The organism is Phaeovibrio sulfidiphilus, from assembly GCF_014861485.1.
Classification (GTDB): domain Bacteria; phylum Pseudomonadota; class Alphaproteobacteria; order Rhodospirillales; family Rhodospirillaceae; genus Phaeovibrio; species Phaeovibrio sulfidiphilus.
Map to the genome: position 1 here is coordinate 152,745 of NZ_JACZHT010000001.1, position 24,042 is coordinate 176,786.

The following is a 24,042-nucleotide window of genomic DNA, read 5'->3' on the forward strand; positions in this document are numbered from 1 at the left end:
AACACTATTACGGATCAGGGTTACAGAAAGATGAACGGCCACCGCCTCCCTGAGCGTGCCGCACAGCTCCGGAAATCCCGCGGGACCGGGCGGCGGACTCGGCTGGAAAAAAGCTGGAATCGTTCCTCTGTTCTGTCCAATGACCAAAATTTAAGGCAAACTCCATGGTAGTTCCCGGCAGAAACGGCCAATATGAACGGTAGAAAAACGATACCTTCGCCAGCGTGACCCGCCCTGCCCTCGCCAGCGTGACCGCCCTGGCCGATGTCCGGAAAACGGTGTCCCGCAGACCGTACTGTGTGACGTTTATCAGGAACAGACTGGAATGCGAATACTGGTCATTGAAGACGACCCCGAAGTTTCCGCCCACCTCGTCAAGGGACTTGAGGAAGCGGGCAATGTTGTGGACTCCGTGGACAACGGCCGCGACGGCCTGTACCAGGCAGCGGCCGAGACCTATGACCTGCTGATCGTGGACCGGATGCTGCCCGGCGTTGACGGGCTGACCATCATCCGGACCCTGCGGGCCTCGGAGAACACCGTGCCCGTCCTGATCCTCTCGGCGCTGGGCGAGGTGGACGACCGGGTCAAGGGCCTGCGGGCCGGGGGCGACGACTATCTCGTCAAGCCCTTCGCCTTTTCCGAGCTTCTGGCCCGGGTGGACGCCCTGTCCCGCCGGGCCACCAGCGGCGGCGGCGAGGGCGAGCAGACCCGGCTGCGCGCCGGAGACCTGGAAATGGACCTCCTGGGCCGGAAAGTGACCCGATCCGGCAAGACCATCGACCTCCAGCCGCGGGAGTTCCGCCTTCTCGAGTACCTGATGCGCCATGCGGGCCAGGTCGTCACGCGGACCATGCTGCTGGAGAACGTCTGGAACTATCACTTCGACCCCCAAACGAATGTCGTGGACGTCCACATCTCGCGCCTGCGCCGCAAGATCGACGAGGGTTTCGACCGCCCGTTCCTCGAGACCGTAAGGGGTGCGGGGTATGTCCTCATCGACAAGCAGAGCTGAGAAACCCGGCCTGCGGTTCCGGCTGTGGCCGCGGAACACCGCGTTCCGGATTGCCCTGACCTTCCTGCTGCTGTTCGGGAGCGCCTCCACCTTCCTGATGGCGGGGGTGTACTTTGCCACCTCCAGCTTCTTCCTGGCCCAGGTGGACCAGAGCATCGAGGACGACATTGCCCAGCTGATCTACGCGGGCAAGCACGGCGGCCCCCACGGCATCGCGCGCGGCGTGGTCCGCCAGGTCCGCCTTGCGGGCGAGCAGCGCTCCATCTTCCTTCTGGCCGGGCCGGGGCACACGCCTCTGGCCGGGAACCTGGCCGAGTGGCCCGATGAGATGCCCGAGGCCGGATGGGGGATCCTCCCCCGCGAAGCCCTGCACGTGGTGCCCCTGCGCGACCTTCCCGGCGTCTACCCTCCGCCGGACCATGCGGAAAGCGAGCTTCTGCGCCGGGCCGTGCGCGAGGCAACCGGCCGCTCGTCGGGTGCCAACCTGTTCCCGGGAGGCCCCCGCACCCGCCAGAACGAGGGCAACCAGGTCACGCTGGGAGAGGAGATCCCCCACCTGAACCTGCGCATCACCCGCAGTGGCGAGCTCGCCCTCGAGTTCCAGGTACCCTGGGGCCCCTTCTCCTCCATCGACGCCCCCGAGGCCCGCACCCCGATTGACTTCCAGCCCCCTCCCCCGCCCTCGGATGCGGGGTGGCTGTTCGGGCCGTTCGGACCGTTCGGCACCTCCGAACCCCTCTACAGTCCCGACCCCCACGACCTGGCCGACGGCGGGGCCTCCTATTCCGCCGTCCGCCTGGTGGCCATCAACCTGCCCGGCGGCTTCTCGCTCCTTGTGGGGCGGGATCTGGAGCCCATCATCTCCCTGCGCACCCGCATGGCGCGGGCCATCAAGTTCGGCTTGCTGATCATGATGGGGCTGGGGCTCATGGGCGGCATCATGATGAGCCAGAGGGTCGCCCGGCGCGTGGAATCCATCAACCGCACCAGTCGCCAGATCATGGCGGGAGACCTGTCACGCCGCGTCCCCGAGGGCCTGGGTCCGGAGGGGGATGACTTCGACCTGCTCGCGGTCAACCTCAACACCATGCTCTCGCGGATCGAGGCCCTGATGGCCGGCGTGCGCCACGTGTCCGACACCATCGCCCACGACCTGCGCACCCCCCTGGCCCGCCTGAGAAACCGGCTGGAGGCCCTGCGCGACCACACGGGCTCGGCCTACTGCCGCGACGAGATTGTGCTGGCGCTCGCGGAAATCGACGGCCTGCTGTCCACCTTCAACGCGCTGCTGCGCATCGCCCAGATCGAGACCGGGGGCCGGCGGATGGCCTTTGCCCCGGTGGACCTGGTCCCGGTCCTGGAGGACGTGAGCGAGCTGTACGAGGCCCTTGCCGCCGAGCGCTCCATCACCCTTCATGTCACCCTGCCCCGAAGCGCCCCCCTGGACGGGGACAAGGATCTGCTGTTCCAGGCCTTTGCCAACCTGCTGGACAACGCGGTCAAGTACTCCCCCGAAGGCGGCGACATCCATGTGGCCCTGACCCGGCTGCCGGGAGGACGGATCCTGGGCTCCCGCTACCGCATCACCATTGATGACCAGGGCCCGGGCATTCCCGCAGCCGACCGGGGGCGGGTCTTCGAGCGCTTCGCCCGCCTGGACGAGGCCCGGGCGACCCCGGGCAGCGGTCTGGGACTGACCATGGTCGCAGCGGTGGTGGACGCCCACTGCGGCAAGATCAGCCTCGAGGATGCGCCGGGTGGCGGCGGCCTGCGGGTGGTGGTCGAGCTTATGGGCTGCGCCACCGCCGACGACGACCGGGATCCGGACGGCGAGAAGCCCGCCCACCGGGGATCGGGCAAGGACAAGAGGCGCAAGCGCGCCAAGGGTGCCGAGGCCGCCGGAAAGGGGCCGGACGCCCCGGATGCGGCGACAGCGGGACCGGCAGCGACAGGACAGGCGGCGGGACAGGCGACGGGGGGACAGGCAGAGCCCTCTGCTGCGCCCGCGACGGGCACCGGGGGGGCCGCGGGCCCGTCTCCGGACGAGAGCGACTCACCGGAAACGGTGTCCTCACCGGCAGCGCACACCTCAACGGCAACGCCCCGCCCCGCGGAAGCGCACTCCTCTCCGGCAGCGGCATCCTCTGCGGACTCTGCGTCCCCGGCCGGGCACCCGGCCACCGACGGCCCCGAGCCTCCGGCTCCCCCGGGCCATTCCGGTCCGGACGCCCCGGCGTCTCCGGGTCAGGCTTCCTCTGGCCCGGCATCTCCGGCCTCCCCGTCTTCCGAAACGGTGTCTCCCGGTCCGGCGTCCTCCGGGCCCGCCCCATCTGAACCGGCCTCTCCTGACCCCCGGGCCCCCGGCTCCCGGTCTCCCTCATGACCGGCCGCCCGGTCTGGCTGTGGACCCTGTCGCCCCCGGAAAACCCCGGGGACGATCTCCCCGCCCTGATGGACCGGCTCGACGCGCCCACCCGTGCCCGGGTTCTGGAGCTTTCCGACCCCCGGGACCGCTGGGCCCGGGCCGGCGCCCACGCCCTGCTGCGCAGCCTGCTGTCCCAGCGCCTTGGCGGCGATCCGCACGCCTGGCAGCTTGCCGTGCGGCCCGGGGGCAAGCCGGTCCTTCCGGGGCACACCCTGGATTTCAGCCTGTCCCACACCCGAAGCCTGTGCGCGTGCGCCCTTCTCGAGGGCCCCGGAGCCGTGGGCCTGGACCTGGAACCCCGGGACCGGCCCGTCCGCGCCCTGGCCCTGGCGCGCCGCTTCTTTCACCCGCTTGAAACCCGGGAGCTGGAGGCTCTTGCCGGGCCGGACCGCTCCCGCGCCTTTCTGGACCTCTGGACCGCCAAGGAAGCGGTGGTCAAGGCCGCAGGGGGCGGCATCCAGGAAGGGCTGGCCTCCTTCCGGCTGCGGTTGCAGCTGCGCCCGTCGCCCGGACAGGAACCGGAGCCGGGACCGCGCCCGGACCCGCACCCGGACCCAGCCCCCCACCGGCACGCGGACCCGGACACATGCGGGCCCGCCCGTGCGTCCACCCCCCGCCCGTCGCCCGGGCTCCATGCGTCCCACCCGTTCCCGCCCCCGCATACAGACCCGGCCTGCCCACCAAAAACCCCGCCGAACAGCCCGCTCCCCGCGGACGGGACCGGCATCCTGCTCGCGGGCCCCGAACGCTTCGAGCCGCTCAGCGACTGGACGCTTCTCCATCCCCCCGTCCCCGGGTTCAGCGCCGCCGTTGCCGTGCGCCGCGCCGGCCCGCCGGCCGTTGTGATCCACCGGCACTTCGACAGCGCCCGAGCCCTTCCCGATCTCGCCCGCAGCCCCGGCCCCCTCCCGGATCCGGCAGGCTCCTCCCGGGGCGCGGACACTCCGCAAGTCCCCTGAGTGCATACGATTTTCACGTGTCAGCCCCGCCGCAACGCGCTACCATGGAGGCACCCCGCGCCCCCCGGCCCGGGAAGCCCCGGACACACGAAAGGACACGGGAACGGACCATGGCCACGCAGCCTGTCGTGAATCCGGACGCCATCATCCGCCCCGAGGCACTGATGGCCGAACTGACCCGGCGGGTCGACGGTCACCCCGGCGCCCGGCAGCGCGGAACCGCCCTGGTGCCGGTCCTGCGCCCCGCCTTCGAGGCAGGCCAGGCGGAAATCCGCCGCCGCTTCCTGGAGGAGCACGCCACCGGCGCCGCCACGTTCGCCGACAACACATTCCTGACCGATGCCATCTTGCGCCTGGTGCTGGACTACGCCACCACGTGGGCCTACCCGAGAGCCAGCCGCACCGCAGGCGAGCAGATGAGTGTGCTGGCGGTGGGGGGCTACGGCCGGGGCGAGATGTCCCCCTTTTCCGATGTGGACCTGCTGTTCCTCATGCCCTACCGGGCCACACCCCTGCACGAGCAGATGGTGGAGTTCGTCCTCTATTCCCTGTGGGATCTGAAGCTGAAGGTCGGTCACGCGGCCCGCTCGGTGGACGAGTGCATCCGCCTTGCAGGCCAGGACACCACCATCATGACCGCGCTTCTGGAGTCCCGGCTGGTCTGGGGCCAGAAGGAACCGGCCCGGGAGCTTCAGCGGCGCTACATCGCCGAAATCCGCAACGGCCGGGAGGCGGACTTCATCGACGCCAAGCTTCTGGAGCGGGACCAGCGCCACCGCCGGACCGGCGATACCCGCTATGTCCTGGAGCCCAACATCAAGGACGGCAAGGGGGGCCTGCGGGATCTCCACACCCTCTTCTGGATTGCCCGGTTCATCTACGGCGTCTCGGACATGGACGACCTGGCCCGCAAGGGCGTCCTGTCCGCCAGCGCGGGGCGCAAGTTCCTGCGGGCCCGGGACTTCCTGTGGACCGTGCGCTGCCACCTCCACTACCTGGCCGGCCGCCCCGAGGAACGCCTGACCTTCGATCTCCAGCCCGAGATTGCCCGGCGCATGGGCTACGCGGACCGCCCCGGCGCCCGGGGGGTGGAGCGTTTCATGCGCCACTACTTCCTGACCGCCCGGACGGTGGGAGACCTGACCCGCATTTTCTGCGCCCTTCTGGAGGAGCAGCAAAAACGCCGGCCCCTCCTCTCCCTGACGCGCCTTCTGGGCCGCCCCAAGCTGCTGGACGGCTTCCGGGTCGTGTCCGGGCGCCTGGCCGTAAGCGGCCCCGACGCCTTCCGGAAGGATCCCATGGCCCTGATGCGGATCTTCCGCGTGGCCCAGGAACAGAGGCTGGACATCCACCCGGAAACCCTCCGGCTGATGACCGAGTCCTTCTCCCTGGTCAAGGGACTGCGGGACAACCCGAAGGCCAACGCCCTGTTCCTGAGCATCCTGACCTCCCACCGGGATCCGGAGGTCACCTTGCGCCAGATGAGCGAGGCCGGGATCCTCGGGCGCTTCCTGCCGGACTTCGCCCGGGTCACGGCCCAGATGCAGTTCGACATGTACCATGTCTACACCACCGACGAGCACACGCTGCGGGCTCTGGGCCTGCTCCACCGGGTGGAGGCGGGCGAGCTCACCGACATGCTGCCCCTGGCCTCCCGGGAGTTCCATAACATCCAGTCCCGCCGGGCCCTGTTCGTGGCCGTGCTGCTGCACGACATCGCCAAGGGGCGCAAGGGCAACCACTCGGTGAACGGGGCCGCCCTCGCCCTGGAGATCTGCCCGCGCCTGGGCCTGAGCGACGAGGAAACCGAGACCGTCGCCTGGCTTGTGCGCCACCACCTGCTGATGTCCTCCACCGCCTTCAACCGGGACCTGGGCAATCCGGAAACCGTGCAGGAGTTCTGCCGCGAGGTCCAGTCCATGGAGCGGCTGCGGCTGCTTCTGGTCCTGACCGCGGTGGACATTCCCGCCGTCGGGCCCAATGTGTGGAACAACTGGAAGGCCTCCCTGCTGCGGGAGCTGTTCCTGGCCGCCGAGGACGGGCTGACCGGCGGCACCGCCCGGCCCCGGGATGCCTGCATTACCGAGCGGCGCGCGGTCCTGGCCCAGGCCCTGTCCGACTGGGACGAGCACGAGCGCAATGCCTACATGGCCTCCCACTATCCGCCCTACTGGCTCACGTTCGACTCCCTCGCCCACATGCGCCACGCCCGCCTGATCCAGGCCGCCCGGGAGTCCGGGCGCCCGCTCACGGTGGACGTCCACGCGGACCCGCATCGCAGCGTCTCGGAGGTCATCGTCTACTCCCCCGACCGGCCCCGCCTGTTCTCGCGGGTGGCCGGGGCCCTGGCGCTGGCCGGGGTCAACATCCTGGAGGCCCGCATCACCACCATGGTGGACGGCATGGCGCTCGACGTGTTCACCGTCCAGAACGCCGCCGGCGAGGCCCTCGAGAACCCGGCCCTGATCAAGCGCCTGCAACGCCTGGTCGCCAGCGTCCTGTACGGCGAGACCGATCCGGTGGCCGCCCTGCCCGACGTCCCCGGGCGCCTGCCCGAGCGCGCCGCCCTGATGACCGTGCCCCCCCGGGTTCTGGTGAACAACCACGCCTCGCGGACCCACACCCTGATCGAGGTCAACGGCCGGGACCGCCCCGGGTTTCTCTATATCGTGACCAGCACCCTTGCGGACCTGGGGGTCAACGTGTTCTCGGCCCGCATCAACACCTACGGCGAGCGGGTGGTGGACGTGTTCTATGTGAAGGACAGCTTTGGCATGAAGGTCGAGCACCCGGGAAAGATCGCCCGGATCCGCGAGGCCCTGCTGGAGGCCATCGGCGGCAAGGATCCGAAAGCCGGGGCGAGCGATGAAACCGCCGCCGGGACACACGAGGGGACGGAGGCCGCCGCCGGGGCGAACGACGGGATGGACGGGCCAACCGAAGCCCGGATGTAGGGCAGCGCCCTGCCCCCCCCAACGCCCCCGGGCAGGATGACCCGGACAGCGGACGGCGCCCCCTCCCACGGTCAGGGGCGCCGGTTATCCGTTCAGCTGTTGGCGGCCTTTCCCTGAAGATCCCGCGCATCCCCGGACGTGGACACCGCCGAGATTTTCGTCTCGCGGGCCATCTTCAGCAGTTCCTCCTGCTTCAGGCTCTGCTCGGCGTAGGCCTTCAGGCTGGTGTAGTCCGTCTTGCCCGACCCCAGAACCGGCACCGAGCCCACGATAATGCGCGACGGCACGGACAGCTCCGACACGCCCTTCTGACGGGCAAACTTCAGAAGGTCGCCCCGGTTGGCCTCCTCGTACTCGGTGACCAGCACCAGACGCTCGCCCTTGCGGGGGTCCGCCACCGCCACCACACCCCGGGGAACGCCGGGCCACAGCTCGTCGATCAGGGTCTCGACCGCCGCGAGCGAGACCATCTCGCCGCCAATCTTCGCAAAGCGCCGGGCACGGCCCACAATGGTCACATAGCCCTCGTCGTCCACGGTCACGATGTCGCCGGTGTCGTGCCAGCCGTCCGGCGGCGGCTTCAGGACGCCCGGCTCGTCGGCCAGAAGGTAGCCCGCCATGACCGAGGAGCCCCGGACCACCAGGCGTCCGCCCTCCTCCACGTCCTCGACCGGCTCCAGGCGCCACTCCACGCCCGGGAGCAGCTTGCCCACGGTTCCGGGGCGGTTGTACATCGGGGTGTTGAGCGCAAGGACCGGCGCGCACTCGGTCACGCCGTAGCCCTCCAGGATCCGGATGCCGAACTTGTTCATGAACAGCTCGCGGGTGGAGCGCTTCACCGGCTCGGCCCCCACGATGCAGTAGCGCACCGAGTGGAAGTCGTACGGGTGCGCGGAGCGCCCGTAACCGGCCACGAAGGTGTCGGTCCCGAACAGGATGGTCGCGCTGGAGGCATAGACCGCCTCCGGGATCAGGTGATAGTGCAGCGGCGACGGATACAGGTACACCGGCACTCCCGACACCACGGGCAGGACCGTCCCCAGCGTCAGCCCGAAGGCGTGGAACATGGGCAGGACGTTGAACACCTTGTCGCCGTTGTGGAAGTCGATCCGGGCGGCGGCCTGGGCCACGTTGGCCATCATGTTGGCGTGGGTCAGGACCACGCCCTTGGGCTTGCCCTCGGAGCCGGAGGTGAACAGGATCGCCACCGCATCCCCCGAGACCCGCCGGGGCCCCACACGGCGGTTGCGCATCAGAAGCCCGCGGATCTTGTCCCAGGCGCTCACCGTGGTGCGGATGTCGTCCAGATAGACCACGTTCAGGCCTGCGGCCTCCAGCCCCTCCACCAGGGCCTCGAGGCGAGCCTGCTCGATGAACGCGCGGGAGGTCAGGACCGTGCGCGTCTGGGAGACCTCGCAGGCGGACACCAGGTTCGCCACCCCGGCGGTGAAGTTCAGCATGGCCGGCGTGCGTCCGGTGGAAATGATCGCAAGGAACGTGACGAACGAGCCGCAGGCGTTGGGCAGAAGGAAGCCCAGGGTGTTCTCCCCGCGGAACCGCTTGTGCAGCTTGGACCCCAGAACCCGCACGGCCGTCAGCAGGCGCCCGTAGGTCATGGCCCCCACGTTCGGATCCTCGCAGGCGAGGCGGCCCATGCCGTACAGGTGGCCGGTGCGCACCACCTCCTCGAAAACGGTGCCGGTCCGGAAGGACGTGGAGAACATCAGGTCCGACATCAGCCGGTACAGGGCGCCCGAGGCCGCCTGCCACCGGGCCGAGCCCTTCAGGGCCGGATCAATGTTCAGGCGTACTGGAGCCGTGACCTTCACCCGAACCTTGGGGAACCACTGCTTGCGGGTCTGCATGGCCGTCAGGCGGGAGAAGAAGCTGCGCTCCAGCCCCTCGATCTTGACGGGAACGATCATGGAGCCGGTCTTCTCGGCAATCATGGCCGCGCCGTCGTAGACCTTCATCAGGGAGCCGGTGACCGTAATGCGCCCCTCGGGGAAGATGACCAGCGGGCGCCCCTCCTGAACCAGGTGGATCAGGGTCCGGGTCGCCATGGGATGGGTCGGGTCCAGAGGAAAGACCGTCAGCCCCCGCAGGAAGGGCTTCAGCCACCAGCGGTTCGCCACGTCGGCGTTGATGGCCAGAACCGGCTCGCGGATGCGGCCCGTGTCGCACACCACGTTGGCCAGAAGCGCGTCCAGAAAGGACACGTGGTTGAAGGCCAGAATGGGCGCGGGTCCGGCCTTCTCCAGGTTCTCCATCCCGGTGACCTCGAGCCCATAGAAGGCCCGCAGCAAAATGGAGGTGAAGTCCCGAAACAGGCTGGTGGGCAGGAACCGCACCATCAGAACCGCCGCCACCAGGGACAGGATCCCCAGCCCCGCAAGAAGCGCCCCGAAGGACACGCCAAGCGCCTGGAGCCCGGCCACACCAAAGCCGCCCAGGGTCATGAACCCGGCATTGAGCACGTTGTTGGCCGCCACCACCCGGGCCCGGCGCTCGGGATGGGCCCAGGCCTGAAGGGCGGCAAAGGAGGGAACCACAAGGAACCCGCCCCCGATCCCGGCCAGGACCAGGTCAACACCGATGTGGACCGACCCCGCCCGGGCGAAGAACTCCACCGGACCGGCCGCCGCTGCGGACACCGCGCCCAGAGCCCCGGCCGCAAGGCCCATGTCCACACAGGCCCCGCCAATGATCAGGGTGCCGATAGTGGCCTGGAGAAGCACGATCCGCCCCGCCGACAGCCACGCGGCCACGGCCGAGCCGCAGGCCACGGCCACCGTGAACGCGGCCAGGAACAGGGCCACGACCAGGGGCGTGCCCCCCATGGGCCCCTGGACCAGGGGCGCCAGCAGGGACAGGACAATGGCCCCCGTGAACCAGCACCAGGACACCATCAGGGCCGTGACCAGAAGGCGGCGCTCCGCCCCCAGCTCCCGCAGGAGACGCCCGGTGGAGCGCGCGATGTTCCAGTCCACGCTAAGGTCCGGCTGGGCCCGTCCCGTGCGGGGGATCAGGCAGCTGGCAATCCAGGCAATCAGGGAAAAGGCAACGATGAGGCTGCCGAACACCGGCGCATCCGCCCGGCCCACGGCAAACAGGACACCGGCCAGGAGGGTGCCCCCCAGAATGGCGGTGAAAGTGCCGCCCTGCATCCAGGCGTTGGCGGCGGGAAGCTCGGATTTTCGCAGGTGGTCCGGCAGGATCGAGTACTTCACGGGGCCAAAGAAGGCCGAGCCGGTCCCGAACAGGAACAAGGTCACCATCAGAAGCGGGATGGAGCCCAGCGCCATCCCCGTCACCGCAAGGGCGGCAAAGCCCAGCTCGGCAAACTTCAGAACCCGGGCCACAAGAGCCTTGTCGAAGCGGTCGGCAATCTCGCCCGCCACCGCCGAAAACAGGAGAAACGGGGCAATGAACACCGCGCCCGCCAGCGTGATGAGGGCATGGGAACCGCCCTCCGGCGCATAGCCGTTCGTTCCGGCGGCGATGTAGGCCAGAATGAGAAAAACAAGGGAGTTTTTGAGAAAATTGTCGCTGAACGCGGCAAAGAACTGCGTGACGAACAGCGGCAGAAAGCGTCGCGAGCGAATCAGCGGCCGCTTTTGATACTGGTAGGGCATAATGGTTTCCCCGTTTCAAGGGATGACGAAAAACCTTCGCTCCGGAGATAAAGGCCCGTCAGCACGGGAAGCGCAACCAAATTCTGCACCACTTTGTGCCGCAATTGGCCCGGCGGCAGCGCACGGGACCGAAACGGGGTCAGCCCGGGGGGGCCTTTTCCATGCCCTCACAAAACAGGCTGTGCAGCACCGAGACGAACAGCTCGGAGCGCGCATCGGCGAGACGGTAGTGCACGGCGCGCCCTTCCTTGCGAAAGGTAATTATTCCTGCTTTGCGAAGCTCACCAATCTGCTGGGAAAGGCCGGGCTGCCGAATGCCAAGCCCCTCTTCCAACTCCCGCACGCTGCGCTCGCCGGCACACAGGGTGCACACGATCATCAGCCGGTCCGGGTGGGCCAGAAGCTTCAGAAAAGCGGCCGCCTCGTCGGCGTGCTTTTTCATGAGGAGAATTTCGTCAGGCAAGGGCGCATTCATGAAGGCAAGCTACTTCCGGCGGTGAGAAACACATGGGAACGGAAACGGGAAAATGCGAGTCGGAAAAAAGCGGGAGAGCCGAAACACCAGCCCCTCCCGCTTTTACGACACAAAAGGTGCTCAGTCGCGGTTGTCCGTCGAGCACTTGCAGGTCGAGATACCCAGCATGGAGTAGAGCATGCAGTTGCCCATGATCGCCGTGAAAATGGGAACGATGCCAATCAGGGCCGCCCAACGCCACTGGCTCTCGGGGAACACGAAGAACAGGCTGAGGATCGCGACGCCGACGACGACGCGGACCAGGCGGTCCACGCTACCAAGATTCTGCTTCATTGATTGTCTCCAGACACGTTGAATGGGGTTTTTGTTTCACCGCAGGGATGCGGCTGGAAACAGCGTATTCTACTTTCGATTATTTGCAATGTTTTTTTTGCAATGTTTTTTGACGAAGAACGCATTCCGGCAGATCCGGCCCGGATCGCCACCCTGGCGATCCCCCTCAGTCCCCGAAAAAACCGTCGCAAGGCGGATCCCGGTCATGGACCACGCGAATCAGGTCGTCGGCCTCGAAGCCGTTGTCCAGGGCCACCTCCATCAGGGCCGAGATGTCGGCCTCGTGCACGTAGGGCTCCCGGGCCAGAAGCCACAGGTGATCGCGGTCCGGGCCGCAGGCCAGGGCCCGGCGGTAGGAGGGATCCACGTCCATCACGTGGAAGCCCCGGCGCCAGGGCCAGAAAAACGACAGGGAGAAGCTGCCGATCCAGGGCTCCCGGGCGAAAACGGCCACGCCCTCGATTTTGCGCCAGCGCAGGCTCTCCCGGTCAAAGCCCCGGTTCACCACGCGGAAGCGCCCGCCGTCCAGCAGCAGGAACTCCATGCTCACGTTGGACAGATGGGTCTCGAAGCCGTCATCCAGGCGGAAGATCTCGTACCACCGCCCCAGAAAGCAGGTGGCGTCAAAGCCGTGGACCGGCCGGACGCCGGCGGGAGGCCGCGTGGCCCCCAGGACATGCTCGGCCGCCGAGGCCCCGATGCGGCCCAGGATCCCCCGTCGGGGGCGGGGCGCGAAGTGGGGAACGGGCGGGTGGAAATCCCCCATCAGGCCGAGGCTTTCCGGGGCCAGTCCTCACCCTCGGCCGGCTCCCCGTCGCGGGAGACGGCGTCGGTGGGGAGCCCGTCCGCGCCGGAGGTGCGGCGCCGGGGGCTCCGGGCCCGTTCCAGATAGCCCTCGGTCTGCATCTCCAGCAGGCGCGAGACGGTCCTTTGGAACTCGAACGCGCCGTCCCCCTCGGCGTAGAGCGCCGTGGGCATGGCCGCCGCCGAGCACACCAGCGCGGTTCCGTTCTCGTAAAGGGCATCCACCAGGACCACAAAGCGGCGGGCCTCGTCCCGGTTCCGGGGCTCGAGAATGGGAATGTCGGACACCACAATCACGTCAAAGCGCTCGGCCAGGGCCAGATAGTCGTGGGAGCCAAGGGCCGTGCGGCACAGGTCCGTGAAGGTGAAACGCGCCACCGGCCCGGCCGCGAGGGGCACGGGAACCGTGCGGCCGTTCACGTGCACTTCGGTCGGGAAGGCGGGCACACCGCCGGACAGGAGGCCCATGAACTCGTCCAGGCGCGCATCGGTCCCGGGCGCGTTCGCATCCAGGTAGACCGTCATGCCGCGAAGATTGTCCAGGCGATGGTCCACGGGGCTGTCGATGGCCACCGTCTGCATGCGGGATTTCATCAGCGCGATAAAGGGCAGGAACTTCTCCCGCTGGAGACCGTGGCGGTAGAGCTCGTCGGGCGGGCGGTTGGACGTGGTGACCACCACAACCCCCAGCCCGCAGATCGCGTCGAACAGGCGCCCCACGATCATCGCATCGCCAATGTCCTGGATGTCCATCTCGTCCAGGCACAGAACCCGCTTGCCCCGGGTCAGGGCCCGGGCCAGATCCGGAATGGGATCCCCGGCGCCCCGCCCGTCACCCCGAACCCGCCACTCGTGGAGCGTGGTGTGGGCCTCGCGCATCAGCATGTGGAAGTGGAGACGGCGGCTCATATGGGACGGCAGGCTGCTGTGAAACAGGTCCATCATCATGGACTTGCCCCGCCCCACCGGCCCGTAGACGTAGAGCCCCGGCACCCCGGCCGGTTTCGGGCCCCGGTTGCGCAGCCGGGCGAGCCAGCCCCGGGACGGCGCCTCCATCGGCGGCAGGGACAGGATCGACCGGTACAGCGCCTCGAAATGGGCCAGAACGGGTTCCTGCGCCGGGTCGGACACAAGCTGTCCGCTCGACACGCGCGCACGGTAAAGGGCAAGGGGACCGTCGGTCATGAACACAGGACTGAATCCGTTCTTGTCGGGGGGAGAAGACTCGCTTTAATCCATCCGGAGGGAAAAGAAAAGCCCCCTCGGCCTCCAAGGGAGCGGGCAGAGGCACCGGCCCGGCCACGGGCTCTTGCGGGCAGAAGAGGCCCGCCTTGGGCCCTAGCCCGAGGGAAACCCGGCCGAGAAGGGAGCGGCAACACCCCCGCTCCCGGACGGGGACGGGTGCGCACCCGGAGGGATCTCGTCAAACAGGGGGGTGGACAGGTAGCGCTCCGCGCCCGAGGCCAGGATGGCGACCACGGTGCGTCCGTCCCAGCCGGGGCGACGGGCCAGCGCGACCGCCGCCGCCAGAACAGCACCGGAGGAAATTCCCGCGGGCAGACCCTCAAGCCGGGCCACCGACTGCGCCATCGCAAGCGCTGTTTCCAAAGGCACATGAACCACCTCGTCAACCCCATCCGCCCGCGGCGTCCCCGGGCGGGATCCGACACCTCCCCGTCCTGCGGGTCCGGCACCGGGGCCGGGCCGGGCGGCGGATCCCCCAGACGGCGCGTCCTCAAGGGGGCCGGTACCGACAATCTGCACGCCGGGCTTCCGCTCCTTCAGGGCGCGGGACACACCCGACAGGGTCGCGCCGGTTCCCAACGCCCCAATCACCCCGTCAACGGCGCCGGCCGTGTCCTCCCAGATCTCGAGGCCCGTCGTGCGTCGGTGCATCTCGGCCCCGGCCTCGGCGTGGGACCAGGACAGCATCACCATCCCCGGAACCGAGGCCTGAAGCTCAACCGCCCGCTCCCGCGCTCCGTCAGCGCCGCGCGAGGCGGGCGTGAGAACGATCTCAGCTCCGAAATGGGACAGAAAGCGACGGCGATCAAGGGACACGGACTCGGGCAGAACCAGGACAAGGCGGTAGCCCCGGGCCGCGCACAAGGATGCAAGGGAAAGGGCCAGATTGCCCCCTGTGGCCTCGACCACGGTGCCCCCGGGCTTCAGGTGCCCCGAACGCTCGGCGGCGGTCACCATGCCCAGCGCGGTGCGGTCCTTCACGCTGCCCAGAGGGCTGAGAAACTCCAGCTTGGCCAGAAGCTCGAAGGGGAGAGTGTGGGCGGACGAGAACCTGCCCAGCCGGACCAGGGGCGTGGGGCCGATCAGCCCCGCCAGAGTGTCGGCAATCCGGGCATCCGGGCGGAGCGGGGGATCAGAAAAGGGACTGTTCATGCGGGTCTCCGGTCATCACGTTCCGACAGTGGACCGCACAACCGGGGGTCATGTCCAGACCGAAGTTCCGGCCCGGGACGGACAGGACACGCTCACACCCATACCCACACCAACGCTCACGGACATGGACCGGAAGGAGACCGGGACCAGGAGCAGGCGGGCGCACACCACAACAGGCCGCGCGCGAGCGCGCACAGAAAGATCGCCCCGGACCCCTGGCGGCCCCGGTCTTTGTCTGCCCGTTCATGGAAACACACACTGAGCCACCCCGTGCCGATCGTCCCGCCTGATACGGGCGCGGATGCACGGACATGCTGCGTCTGAAAACGGCACTCCCGCCTCCGGGAGGACGCATACCGGCCGGTCAATCCCGGTCCGGGCCACAAACATCACCAGCGTCACGGATCCGGTTCATGAACAGGAGCCCCCCCTGCCACGGAAGAACCGGGCAACGCTCCTGCACATCTGGCAAACAAACCTCCTGCCAGCCAGTCCCGCAAGTTCGCCTGAAAACGCGCGGACCCACCGCGCTCACCCGGGCATCACCCCCGACGCAAAGCCTGAACGGCCAGGCACCGGTTTGTGAACGCTCTGCCCGGAGCCGTACCGTCAGGACGAGAGTTCTGCCAGGGCCCGCTCGGCCTCGCTCGGGATTCCGCCCTGATAGGCGCGGGTACAGAGATCCTCGACGGTGATGGAGTCCAGGTGCTGCATGATGGTGTCGCGCAGGTCGTTCCACAGCGGACGGACCACGAAAAGACCGAGATCCGAGCCGGGCAGATCCTCGGGCGCCTCTTCCGAGGCCTCAAGCTCCGCCACCAGGCGCACGATCTCGCCAACAGTGATCTGATGGCGCTCGCGAGCAAGGAAGTACCCGCCCCTGGGGCCGCGAACACCGTTCAGGATCCCGTTACGGACGAGATGCTGAAGCGTCTGCTCCAGGTAGCGCCGCGGAATACCCTGACGACGGGTGATCTCGCGGTTTTGAACGGGCTCTCCCCCTGCGTGGTAGGCTACATCCAATACAGCCTCGATCGCAAAGAGCATCTTTTTTGTCAACCTGATCATGGTAAGCTCCTTCGGAGAGTTGAGGAGGTTTCAAGCGCGTCCACAATTCTGTTCGCCAGCATTCCGGCAACCTCTTCCTTGCTCATTGTGGGCCAGTCCTCGTGTCCTGACGGGGTAATGAAGTGTATGGTGTTGAGCGCGTGCCCGAACGGACTTCCCTGCCCCCGGTTCCCCTGGTCGGAAACATCGTTGGCGAGGATCCAGTCACAGCCCTTCCGCGCACGCTTGCGCACTGCATTCTCAATCACATCCCGGGTCTCGGCGGCAAAGCCGACCACAAGATCCGGGCGCCCGGGGCCCGGGCGCGAAAGCCGGGCCAGAATATCCGGGTTCGGAACCAGGGACAGGGACAGCCCCGCTGCCCCGCCGTCCTCGGGCTTCTTAATCTTCTGGCCGGCGGGCAGCTCGATGCGCCAGTCGGCAACGGCCGCCGCACACACGGCCACGTCAACCGGAAGGGCCGCCTCGCACGCCTCCAGCATGGAGAGGGCCGTGGTGACCGGCACCACCCGCACCGAGGGCAGGGACGCCGGACTTCCGGGCCCGTGAACCAGCGTGACGTCGGCGCCCAAACGGGCCAGAGCCACAGCGATGGCCTGCCCCTGGCGACCCGACGACCGGTTCGCGATGAACCGGACCGGATCAATCGGCTCGTGGGTGGGCCCGGCCGTCACCAGCACGGTCCGCCCCGCGAGCGGACGGCTCCCGCCGGAAGCGGACGCCGCAAGAAGATCCCCAACCGCATCCACGATGCGGGACACATCGGCCATCCGCCCGGCACCGGTCTCGCCGCAGGCCATGTCACCGCACTCGGGACCAACACGATGCACACCGCGCGCCTCGAGGCGCTCCACATTCTCGCGGGTGGCGGACGCCGCCCACATGGCCGGGTTCATGGCCGGAGCCACCAGAACCGGCTTGTCCGACGCCAGCAAAACCGCCGTCGCCAGGTCATCCGCAAGCCCTGCCGCCATCCGGGCCAGGGTATTGGCGGTCGCCGGAGCCACCACCACAACGTCCGCCTCACGCGACAGCGTGATATGGGACAACGCCGCCTCGGGAGCGAACAGATCCGTGTGAACCCGACCCCCGCACAGGGCGGCAACGCTCAGAGGCGTCACAAACTGCTGCGCTGCCTCGGTGAGAACGCACGTAACAGTGAAACCGCGCTCCTGAAGCCGCCGGATCAGATCCAGCGATTTATACGCGGCAACCCCTCCCGAAATGATCAGGAGGACACGCAAACCATCCACATCAGTGCTCCCAATATAAAAACTGTCTCGCGGGACAGGGCCCCCGATACCGGGAGAGTACGGGGAAACAGAGCGGGCCTGTCAATCACCTCGCGTTCCCTGTACTCTTGAATAAGACCACTAACCACACCGTTCTACAAGAGCCGTTCGCACTCGAACGGGGCTTACACCCCGAACAGCGTGATTCTTCATACCTTAGGCGTAGGTGTTTTGAAAAAACTTACACCATTATGGTTGTAATATTGGAAAAAATATACCCTTAAAACCGTGGATTTGTGCACTACCCGCAGGTAGAAAGCCCCTGGAGCCTCCGGAGTCGCTTTTACGAGTGAGTCAAATAAACAACAACTAATAGCGGTACTTTTCAAGAAAAACCGCGGTACCCCAGTCCCGATCCCACCCTGGAAAGACAAAAACACGATATCGTGTCCAGCCCCCCGGGGCGTGACACACCCCTGGCGCGAGTGACGGCGCCCGGCAAAGCAGATCGACGAAAGTACACCCCGTTCCCGGGATTCGTTTCCCCCGCGCACACGGGGTTCACCCCCCTACGCGGCGTTCACGTCCCCCCACAACAAAGCCCCCCAGAGACTGGGGGGCGCAGGGTATCCGGTCGGTCCGGCGGGCGGTTCGGCCCGCCCGAACGGGCGACCTAGAGGGCCATCAGGGACGTGGTGACCGCGTTCAGCACCAGCTCCCCGTCGCGGGTTGCCCTCAGGGCGTCGGCGCCCAGGCGAACCAGGCCCAGTTCCACGGCCATGGTGAGCGCGTCCGTATCCAGCAGGTCCGCAAACTCGAACCCGGTGCGGGCCTTCACGCGGCTTTCGGAGACGCCCTCCCGCAGCCGCAGACCGGTGAGCACCATTTCCAGGGCCCGCTCGCGCCGGTCCAGAAGCGTGGCCACCTCGAAGGTGTCCTCGCCCGCCGTGACCCGCCGCAGCCAGGTGGAGGAATCACACAGGGAGACGGTGGCCAGCGTTCCGTCCTGTACCGGCAGGCGTCCGTGGGCACCGGGGCCCAACCCCAGGTAGTTTCCGCCCCGCCAGGTGGCCAGGTTGTGGCGGCACTCGAAGCCCGGCCGGGCGTGGCTCGAGACCTCATAGGACGTCAGCCCGACGGACTCCAGGCCCTCCTTGGTGGCAAGGAACAGGTCCGTGGCCAGATCCTCCTCCGGCATGCCGCCGTCCTCGCTCACGAGGGCTGAGAACAGGGGGGTGCCCGGCTCCAGGCTCAGCTGGTAGGCGGAAATGTGGGTGGGCTCCAGATCCAGAACCGCCTCCAGCTCCTCCTCCCACGCGGCCAGGGTCTGGTGCGGGCGGGCATAGATCAGGTCCAGGGAGACCCGGTCGAAGAGGGTCCGGGCCGTGCGGTAGACCTCCACACCCTCCCGGGCGTTGTGGCGGCGGCCCAGAACCTTCAGGGCCCCGTCATCCAGGGACTGGATGCCCACGGACAGGCGGTTGATGCCCGCCTCGCGGAAGGCGGCCAGATCCCGCTCCGTGATGCCGGACGGGTTCAGCTCCAGGGTGATTTCCACGTCCGGGGACGTGTCCCACAGGGCGCGGGCCCGGTCGACAATGCCCCGGACCGTGGACGGCGCCATGAGCGAGGGCGTCCCGCCGCCGAAATAGATGCTGGACAGAACCCGCGACCGGTCGGACAGGCGGGCCGCCTGACGCTCCAGATCCGAGAGATAGGCCTTCTCCCAGAGCGCGTCATCGACACCGCTGGTGGCGGTCGAGTTGAAATCGCAGTACGGACACTTGGACCGACAAAAGGGCCAATGAACGTAAAGAGCAAAATCCCCATCTCCGGCGACATGATCCATCACGACCTAGGCTCCTTTCAGACAGGCTTCCACAAACAGGGCGAACGCGCGCGCCCTGTGGCTCATCTCGTGCTTGCGGGCCGGCTCCATCTCGCCGAACGTCTCATCGAAGCCCTCGGGCACGAAAAACGGATCATACCCGAAGCCGTTGCCTCCCCGCGGCGGCCAGCACACGGTGCCGTCCACGGTCCCCTCGAAGGTTTCCACGTGACCGTCGGGCCAGGCGACCGCGAGCGCGCACACAAAGGCGGCGCGCCGGTCCGGGTTGTCCCCCAGAAGCCGGTTCACCGTCTCCATGGCCATGTCGAAGTCCTTGTCGGGACCGGCCCAGCGGGCGGAGTAGATCCCCGGATCCCCGCCCAGGGCCTCGACCGCCAGCCCGGAATCGTCCGCCAGCGCGGGCAGCCCCGAGGCAACGGCGCTGGCAAGGGCCTTGATGACCGCATTCTCAACGAAGGTGGACCCTGTTTCCTCGGGCTCGGGGATATCCAGCTCGCCGGCCGAGACCGCGTCCATCCCGAAAGGCTTCAGGAGAGCGCCGATCTCCACGAGCTTGCCCGGATTGTGCGTGGCCACCACCAGACGGGCGCCCGGACCGACATCAAGCCTGCGCATCAGCGGTCACTCCGAAGAAGACCCAGGGCCACCTTCTGGGCCTCCACAAGTTCGGCAATGCCCTTGGAGGCCAGGGCGCGCAGGGCGTCAAACTGTTCCTGGGAGACGGGCTCGGTCTCCGCTGTCGACTGGATCTCCACAATGCCGCCGGAGCCGGTCAGCACGAAGTTGGCGTCGGCCTGGGCGTTGGAGTCCTCGGAGTAGTCCAGGTCCAGCAGCGCCTCGCCATCCACGATCCCGCAGGACACCGCAGCCACCGGCTCGCGCAGGGGAATGCGGGCCAGGCGGTTCTGGTGGTGAAGCCCCGCCAGCGCCTGGTAGAGCGCCACATAGGCCCCCGTGATGGCGGCGGTGCGGGTTCCCCCGTCGGCCTGGAGCACGTCGCAGTCCAGGCGGATCTGGATCTCGCCAAGCGCCCGAAGGTCGGTCACGGCGCGCAGGGAGCGGCCGATCAGGCGCTGGATTTCCTGGGTGCGCCCGCTCTGGCCGCCCCGGGCGGCCTCGCGGGGGGTGCGGGTGTGGGTCGCCCGCGGCAGCATGCCGTACTCGGCGGTCACCCAGCCCTTGCCTCCGCCCCGAAGCCAGGAGGGAACTTTCTCCTCGACGCTGGCGGTGCACAGCACCTGCGTTTCTCCGAAACACGAGAGGCAGGAGCCCTCGGCATAGCGGGCAAATCCAACCTCGAGGCGGACAGGGCGAAGGGCGTCGGCGGAGCGACCGGACAATCTCATGACAGGGTTCCTGAAGGGCATGCAGAAGGGGAAAGGGGAGTGGAAGGCACGGTCAGGCGGTTTCGCCGGCCTGATCGGGCAACCTGTGACGGTTGAAAAGGGGCATCTGGAACGCAGTAAAAACAAGCGAGAGAGGCATCACACCCCAAACCTTGTACGCCACCCAGACATCGTTATCGAACAGACGCCAGACAAGTTCATTCATGCCGGCAAGAAAAAGAAAGAAGAACGCAAAACGCCAGGTCAGAAGGCGCCAGCCCTCGTCGTCCAGGCTCAGGCTGGTGCGCAGCGCCACCTTGAGAAACAGGCGCCCCGTGGCCAGCCCGCCAAACAGCAGGGCCGCAAGGAAGACGTTCACCACGGTGGGACGGATCTTGATGAAGATCTCGTCCCCCAGGGCCACGGTCAGGCCCCCGAACACGCCAACGAAAACGGCGCCGATCAGAAGCACAACGGGAACAGTCCCATACCACAGACGATAAAGCACAAGGGACACCGCCGTCACCCCCACAAACACCGCCGTGGCGGTCACAAGGTCGCTCAGGGCGTTGGTGACGAAGAAAACAACAAGCGGAATAAATTCCAGTCCAAGTCTGGCAAGCTGGCTCATGCTCAACCCATCTGCAAGGAAGACGGCGGAAGATCGGGGATCGACCCGCGCAAACGGGGACGACGCTCCATTGTTTCGGCTTCCCGGAAGCTTTACAAGAGCCCATCCCTTCGCAAACATAGAGATAAGGAGTAAGCAGCGTGAGCGCAAATAAAACCCGCTGTGTCCGCGTTCTGGTTCGGGGGCGCGTCCAGGGTGTGGGCTACCGGGCCTGGACCAACCGGGTAGCCACCGGACTGGGGCTCAGGGGCTGGGTCCGCAACCGGCTGGACGGATCGGTCGAGGCGCTGTTCTGCGGCCTGGCCGGAGCGGTGGAGCTGATGCTGGAGAACTGCGAGAGCGGCCCCGTCCTGGCCGGGGTCGACGGGGTCCACATCGCGGAGGAGAACGCCCCCGTGCCCGAGGAGACCGGGTTCCACGTTTTGCAGACAAAGTAGGCCCCCATTCTGGAAACAAAGTCGGCCTCCCTCCCGGAAAAGGTTTACCCGTCCCCCTCCCCCGGGGTAAAACTTTGCCGCCCATTCCCTGTTATGAAAGCTGGATTCACCATGAGCGACGAGACCAAATACTTTCTCCCCGAGGACAGGCTTCCAAGGCAGTGGTACAATCTGGCGGCTGATTTTCCCGTTCCCATGCCGCCCCACCGGCACCCGGCCACCTTCCAGCCGCTTACGGCCGATGACCTGTCCGCAATCTTCCCCCGGACCCTGTGCGAGCAGGAACTGACCACCGAACGCTGGATCGACATCCCCGAGCCCGTGCGCGAGATCTACCGGCTGTGGCGTCCGTCGCCCCTGGTGCGCGCTCGCCGTCTGGAGAAGGCGCTGGACACTCCGGCGAAGATCTACTTCAAGAACGAGAGCGTCAGCCCGGCGGGCTCCCACAAGCCCACCACCGCCGTCGCCCAGGCGTTCTACAACAAGGCCGAGGGCACCCGGCGCCTGACCACCGAAACCGGTGCAGGCCAATGGGGCTGCTCGCTGGCGTTCGCGGGCGAGGTTTTCGGCCTTGAGGTCGAGGTCTACATGGTCAAGGTCTCCTACGAGCAGAAGCCCTACCGCCGGGCCCTGATGGAAACCTACGGGGCCACGTGCATTCCCAGCCCCTCCACCCTGACCGAATCCGGGCGCCAGATCCTGGCCCGCAACCCGGACACCAGCGGCTCGCTGGGCATCGCCATCTCGGAGGCCGTGGAAATGGCCGTCCAGCGGGATGACACCCACTACGCCCTCGGCTCGGTGCTGAACCACGTGTGCATCCACCAGTCCCTCATCGGCCTGGAGGCCATGGCCCAGATGGAAATGGCCGGCGACGAGCCGGACATCGTGATCGGCTGCGCGGGCGGCGGCTCCAACCTCGCCGGAATCGCGGCGCCCTACGTCCGCGAGAAGATCAACGGCCGCAACGTCCGCATCATCGGCGTCGAGCCCGCGTCCTGCCCCACCCTCTCGAAGGGCCGTTACGCCTACGATTTCGGCGACACGGCGCAGCTCACCCCGCTGCTGATGATGAAAACCCTGGGGGCGACCTTCATTCCTCCCGGCTCCCACTCGGGCGGCCTGCGCTACCACGGCATGGCGCCCATGGTCTCGCACATGCACGACCTGGGCTACCTCGAGGTCCAGGCCTACCCGCAGACCGCCTGCTTCGAGGCGGCCGTCCAGTTCGCCCGGGCCGAGGGCATCCTGCCCGCGCCGGAGTCCTCCCACGCCATCCGCGCGGCCATCAACGAGGCCCTGCGCTGCAAGGAGGAGGGAACCGAGAAGACGATCCTGTTCAACCTGTCCGGCCACGGGCACCTGGACATGAGCGCCTACATGGACTTCTTCTCCGGGAAGATGTCGGACCCCGAGTTCGACACGGCCCAGCTGGCCCAGGCCCTCTCGGACCTGCCGGAGGTGGGCGTCTGAGATCGGGCGCCCTCCCACCCCACCCATGAGAAAAGCCTCCGGCCGGTCCGGAGGCTTTTTTTCTGCCCGGGCGGGAAGCGGGGAGCGGGAACCGGGGCCACGGGAGAGCAGGTGCATCCTCCCCAAGGGCGGGGAAAGGCCCGGGAGAGGGAAGCCCGGAACGGGGAACGGAGAGACTAACGGGAAACGGGGATGGAGACGGGGATGGGAACGGGCCCGCCCCGGCCACTCAGGGCAGCAGATCCCGGCGCGCGCACGGCGAGCCCACAAACAGCCGGGCCTTGCGGGCCTCCCGGGCGCAGTCACGGACAAACACCGGCATGGCCATTTCCTTGTGGCACTCGACGGCCATCAGGCCGCCGAAGCGCCCCCCGAACTGGAGCCCGATCCGCTCAACCCAGGGCGCGCAGGACGCGGGCACGCCCCGCGGCGGACAATAAAGGAAGTGCCGCGTGCGCCGGGGCTCGAACAGGGAGGCCCGCACAAGGCGCTCCAGCTCGGTGCTGGTCAGGGGCCGCCCGCGGGCATAGGGCGAGTCGGACAGGGTGGCCCACAGGCCCAGCCGGTTGGGCACGATCACCACAAGCGATCCGGAATCGCACAGAACCCGCCAGCACTCCCGAAGCACATCCCGGGGACTGTCCGCATACTCCAGCACATGGAAAAGGACCAGACGGTCAATGGAGCGGTCCGGCAGGGGAAGGGCATCCACCTCGACCGACGCGCAGCGCGAGGGGCCCCCGCCCATCCCGGAGGGCAGGCCCATCTCCCGGGGACACAGGTTCAGCTCCCCGCATGCGCTCCCGAATGTCAGCCCGCAGACCGGCAGGGGGAGCCCCACCGAGGCCACGCGACAGGACCGGGCCTCGCCCCAGAAGTCCTGCAAGACCTCCGTAATCAGGGCCCCCGCCATTTTTCCTTGGCGGCTTTCATAAAAGGCGCAAAACTCATCAATCGAGGTCCACATCGGGCCACTATACCAAACGCACTGTTCTTGTGCATCCCGCGTCTTCCGGGCACAGGCCACCGG

The 24,042-nt window shown here is 67.6% G+C and carries 19 protein-coding genes; 6 read left to right on the forward strand and 13 right to left on the reverse strand.

From position 1 onward, the window contains the following. Nucleotides 1-325: 325 nt before the first annotated feature. The 4 genes from IHV25_RS00665 (at nt 326) to IHV25_RS00680 (ending at nt 7,353) form a co-directional block, all read left to right on the forward strand. Nucleotides 326-1,015, forward strand: a complete 690-nt coding sequence (locus IHV25_RS00665) for a winged helix-turn-helix domain-containing protein (protein WP_192533046.1) — start codon at nt 326-328, stop codon at nt 1,013-1,015. Beyond that, nucleotides 990-3,398, forward strand: a complete 2,409-nt coding sequence (locus tag IHV25_RS00670; RefSeq protein ID WP_242018722.1) for a sensor histidine kinase — start codon at nt 990-992, stop codon at nt 3,396-3,398. The genes IHV25_RS00665 and IHV25_RS00670 overlap by 26 nt, the downstream gene beginning before the upstream one ends. Next, nucleotides 3,395-4,399, forward strand: coding sequence for a 4'-phosphopantetheinyl transferase superfamily protein (locus tag IHV25_RS00675; protein ID WP_192533047.1), 1,005 nt, complete (start codon nt 3,395-3,397; stop codon nt 4,397-4,399). The genes IHV25_RS00670 and IHV25_RS00675 overlap by 4 nt, the downstream gene beginning before the upstream one ends. 110 nt (nt 4,400-4,509) lie before the next feature. Beyond that, on the forward strand, nt 4,510-7,353 hold the full coding sequence (locus tag IHV25_RS00680) for a [protein-PII] uridylyltransferase (protein ID WP_192533048.1): 2,844 nt from the start codon (nt 4,510-4,512) through the stop codon (nt 7,351-7,353). Between the two features lie 92 nt (nt 7,354-7,445). Here the strand turns inward: IHV25_RS00680 and IHV25_RS00685 are convergent, their stop codons facing one another. The 12 genes from IHV25_RS00685 to IHV25_RS00740 all read right to left on the reverse strand — a co-directional run bounded on the left by IHV25_RS00685 (nt 7,446) and on the right by IHV25_RS00740 (nt 21,102). Continuing rightward, nucleotides 7,446-10,988, reverse strand: a complete 3,543-nt coding sequence (locus IHV25_RS00685) for an acyl-[ACP]--phospholipid O-acyltransferase (RefSeq protein WP_192533049.1) — start codon at nt 10,986-10,988, stop codon at nt 7,446-7,448. A 139-nt stretch (nt 10,989-11,127) separates the two neighbouring features. After that, nucleotides 11,128-11,430, reverse strand: coding sequence for an ArsR/SmtB family transcription factor (locus tag IHV25_RS00690; RefSeq protein ID WP_192533050.1), 303 nt, complete (start codon nt 11,428-11,430; stop codon nt 11,128-11,130). A 153-nt stretch (nt 11,431-11,583) separates the two neighbouring features. Next, a complete protein-coding gene (locus IHV25_RS00695; protein ID WP_192533051.1) occupies nt 11,584-11,796 on the reverse strand; it encodes a YgaP family membrane protein in 213 nt (70 codons plus the stop codon). Between the two features lie 166 nt (nt 11,797-11,962). Then, entirely contained in the window at nt 11,963-12,562 is a 600-nt protein-coding gene (locus IHV25_RS00700; protein ID WP_192533052.1) for a lipocalin family protein, read from the reverse strand. Further along, nucleotides 12,562-13,785 carry a cell division protein ZapE gene (gene zapE / locus IHV25_RS00705; RefSeq protein WP_197974902.1) on the reverse strand — a complete coding sequence of 408 codons (1,224 nt, stop codon included), beginning with the start codon at nt 13,783-13,785 and terminating at the stop codon, nt 12,562-12,564. Before zapE ends, IHV25_RS00700 begins: the two co-directional genes overlap by 1 nt. A 153-nt stretch (nt 13,786-13,938) precedes the next feature. Then, nucleotides 13,939-14,997: a PLP-dependent cysteine synthase family protein gene (locus tag IHV25_RS00710; RefSeq protein ID WP_192533053.1), complete on the reverse strand. Its 1,059-nt coding sequence runs from the start codon at nt 14,995-14,997 to the stop codon at nt 13,939-13,941. 609 nt (nt 14,998-15,606) lie between these two features. Then, nucleotides 15,607-16,065: an RrF2 family transcriptional regulator gene (locus IHV25_RS00715; protein ID WP_192533054.1), complete on the reverse strand. Its 459-nt coding sequence runs from the start codon at nt 16,063-16,065 to the stop codon at nt 15,607-15,609. Further along, nucleotides 16,062-17,318 carry a bifunctional phosphopantothenoylcysteine decarboxylase/phosphopantothenate--cysteine ligase CoaBC gene (gene coaBC, locus IHV25_RS00720; RefSeq protein WP_192533055.1) on the reverse strand — a complete coding sequence of 419 codons (1,257 nt, stop codon included), beginning with the start codon at nt 17,316-17,318 and terminating at the stop codon, nt 16,062-16,064. The genes IHV25_RS00715 and coaBC overlap by 4 nt, the downstream gene beginning before the upstream one ends. Nucleotides 17,319-17,970: 652 nt before the next feature. After that, the gene (gene hemW, locus IHV25_RS00725; protein ID WP_192533561.1) at nt 17,971-19,146 is read right to left on the reverse strand and encodes a radical SAM family heme chaperone HemW; all 1,176 of its coding nucleotides are present in this window, start codon (nt 19,144-19,146) and stop codon (nt 17,971-17,973) included. A 6-nt stretch (nt 19,147-19,152) separates the two neighbouring features. After that, a complete protein-coding gene (rdgB, locus tag IHV25_RS00730) occupies nt 19,153-19,761 on the reverse strand; it encodes an RdgB/HAM1 family non-canonical purine NTP pyrophosphatase (protein WP_192533056.1) in 609 nt (202 codons plus the stop codon). After that, the gene (gene rph / locus IHV25_RS00735) at nt 19,761-20,492 is read right to left on the reverse strand and encodes a ribonuclease PH (protein ID WP_192533057.1); all 732 of its coding nucleotides are present in this window, start codon (nt 20,490-20,492) and stop codon (nt 19,761-19,763) included. The genes rdgB and rph overlap by 1 nt, the downstream gene beginning before the upstream one ends. 52 nt (nt 20,493-20,544) lie before the next feature. After that, the gene (locus IHV25_RS00740; protein WP_192533058.1) at nt 20,545-21,102 is read right to left on the reverse strand and encodes an inner membrane-spanning protein YciB; all 558 of its coding nucleotides are present in this window, start codon (nt 21,100-21,102) and stop codon (nt 20,545-20,547) included. Nucleotides 21,103-21,242: 140 nt separating this feature from the next. On the opposite strand from IHV25_RS00740, the gene IHV25_RS00745 reads away from it, so the two are divergent. Next, entirely contained in the window at nt 21,243-21,539 is a 297-nt protein-coding gene (locus IHV25_RS00745) for an acylphosphatase (RefSeq protein WP_192533059.1), read from the forward strand. A gap of 111 nt (nt 21,540-21,650) precedes the next feature. Next, complete coding sequence (locus IHV25_RS00750; RefSeq protein WP_192533060.1) at nt 21,651-23,012, forward strand: TrpB-like pyridoxal phosphate-dependent enzyme; 1,362 nt, start codon at nt 21,651-21,653, stop codon at nt 23,010-23,012. Nucleotides 23,013-23,241: 229 nt separating this feature from the next. On the opposite strand, the gene IHV25_RS00755 is transcribed toward IHV25_RS00750, so the two are convergent. Beyond that, nucleotides 23,242-23,925, reverse strand: a complete 684-nt coding sequence (locus IHV25_RS00755; RefSeq protein WP_192533061.1) for a methyltransferase domain-containing protein — start codon at nt 23,923-23,925, stop codon at nt 23,242-23,244. Between the last annotated feature and the right edge of the window lie 117 nt (nt 23,926-24,042).